Origin of the sequence: Streptomyces sp. URMC 123 (assembly GCF_051386515.1) — a bacterium.
GTDB lineage: Bacteria > Actinomycetota > Actinomycetes > Streptomycetales > Streptomycetaceae > Streptomyces.
This window is the reverse complement of the sequence record NZ_JBPQTV010000538.1, coordinates 1-2,437: the sequence shown is the minus strand read 5'-3', so window position 1 is coordinate 2,437 and position 2,437 is coordinate 1. Positions and strand designations below refer to the sequence as shown.

General features: G+C 75.5%; 1 protein-coding gene. It reads left to right on the top strand.

All coding sequences use genetic code 11. The features are described 5' to 3' along the window. Positions 1-47: 47 nt before the first annotated feature. Entirely contained in the window at positions 48-2,339 is a 2,292-nt protein-coding gene (gene metE / locus ACSNOD_RS30480) for a 5-methyltetrahydropteroyltriglutamate--homocysteine S-methyltransferase (protein WP_436770317.1), read from the top strand. Positions 2,340-2,437 lie beyond the last annotated feature (98 nt).

The window sequence follows — 2,437 nt, the reverse complement described above, 5'->3', positions numbered from 1 at the left end:
CCCCCACCCCCGCGCCCGATGCGGCCGCCGGCGGACGCCCCCCGCGCGTGGGCGCCACCGCGTACGGCTACCCCCGGCAGGGCCCCGACCGGCAGCTGAAGAAGGCCGTCGAGAGCTACTGGGCGGGTCGTACCAGCGAGGAGGCCCTGCTGGCCACCGCCGCCGAGCTGCGCGCCGGCAACCGCCGGGAGCTGCGGGCGGCGGGCCTCGCCGAGATCCCCACCGGGGACTTCTCCCTGTACGACCACGTGCTCGACATGGCCTGGGCGCTCGGCGCCGTGCCGGAGCGGCACCGCGCCGCCGGCCTCGGTGAGCTGGACACCTACTTCGCCATGGCCCGTGGCACGGCGGAGGTGGCGCCGCTGGAGATGACGAAGTGGTTCGACACCAACTACCACTACCTGGTGCCGGAGCTGTCCCCCGATTCGGTCTTCACCGCGGACTCCCGGCGCCAGGTGGCGGAGCTGACGGAGGCGCGGCGGGAGGGGGCGACCGCCCGGCCGGTCCTGCTGGGGCCGGTGAGCTTCCTGCTGCTGGCCAAGCCGGGCCCGGACGCCCCGGCCGATTTCGAGCCGCTGACCCTGCTGGACCGGCTGCTGCCGGCGTACGCCTCGCTGCTGGCGGATCTGCGCGCGGCGGGCGCCGAGTGGGTGCAGCTGGACGAGCCCGTTCTGGTGCAGGACCAGCCTCGCGCCGTACTGAGTGCCACCGGGCGCGCCTACCGTGATCTGTGCGCGGCGACCGACCGGCCGAAGCTGCTGGTCGCCTCGTACTTCGACGCGCTGGGCGAGGCTCTGCCCGTACTGGCGCAGTCCCCCGTCGAGGGTCTGGCCATGGACTTCACGGGGCCGGCCGCGGGCAATCTGGAGGCGCTGGCCGGCATCGGCGGGCTGCCGGGCCGGCGGCTGGTCGCCGGGGTGATCGACGGGCGCAACATCTGGGCGGCGGATCTCGAGAAGGCGCTGGCGACCCTGGCCACGCTGCTCGGGCTGGCCGGGCGGCTGGACGTGGCGCCGTCCTGCTCGCTGCTCCATGTGCCGCTGGACGCGGCCGCCGAGCGGGAGCTCGACCCGCAGGTGCAGCGCTGGCTGTCCTTCGCCCGGCAGAAGACCGCCGAGGTGGCGCTGCTGGCCCGGGCCCTGACCGAGGGCCGGGACGCCGTGGCGCCCCAGCTGGCGGCGGCACGGGCCGCCCTCGCCTCGCGGGCCGGCTCGGCGCTCACCCGGGACACGGCGGTGCGCGAGCGGTGCGCGGCCGTCGGCGAGGCGGACACCCGGCGCCCGCAGCCGTACGCGGAGCGGGCGGCGGCCCAGCGCGCCCGGCTGGGGCTGCCGCCGCTGCCGACCACCACCATCGGATCGTTTCCGCAGACGGGCGAGTTGCGGGCGGCCCGGGCCGGGCTGCGCTCGGGCCGGCTCACCGAGGAGGCGTACCGGGAGCGGATCGCCACCGAGATCCGGGAGGTGATCGCCTTCCAGGAGAAGGCCGGCCTGGACGTGCTGGTGCACGGCGAGCCGGAGCGCAACGACATGGTGCAGTTCTTCGCCGAGCGGCTGAACGGCTTCCTGGCCACCCGGCACGGCTGGGTGCAGTCGTACGGCACCCGCTATGTGCGGCCGCCGATCCTGGCCGGGGACGTCTCCCGGCCGGCGCCGATGACGCTGGACTGGACCGGGTACGCCCAGTCGCTGACCGACCGCCCGGTCAAGGGCATGCTGACCGGCCCGGTGACCATGCTGTCGTGGTCGTTCGTCCGGGACGACCAGCCGCTGGCCGAGACCGCCCGCCAGGTGGCGCTGGCGCTGCGCGACGAGGTGGCGGACCTGGAGGCGGCGGGCACGTCGGTGATCCAGGTGGACGAGCCGGCGCTGCGGGAGCTGCTGCCGCTGCGGCAGGCGGCGCGCGCGGGCTATCTGGAGTGGGCGACCGAGGCGTTCCGGCTCGCCACGAGCGGGGTGCGGGCGGACACGCAGATCCATACGCACATGTGCTACGCCGAGTTCGGCGAGGTGCTGGCCGGCATCGAGGCGCTGGACGCGGACGTGATCAGCCTGGAGGCGGCCCGCTCGCGGATGGGCATCGCCGACGAGCTGGCGGCCGCCGGCTATCCGCGCGAGGTGGGGCCGGGGGTGTACGACATCCACTCGCCGCGGGTGCCGACCACCGAGGAGATGGCGGAGCTGCTGCGGCACGCGCTGCGGGCGGTGCCGGCGGAGCGGCTGTGGATCAATCCCGACTGCGGGCTGAAGACCCGGGGCCGGGAGGAGGTCGAGGCGGCGCTCGGGAACATGGTGGCGGCGGCCCGTCTGGTGCGGGAGTCGCTGCCGCTGGGCGGCTGACGCCGGGAGGCGCGCGTCGAGCGCGCGGGGCCCGGTGAGTGCGTTTCGCCGGCCTGGTGAAGGAAATCCAGGACGCGGGCAAGGGCAAGGAGCAGCAG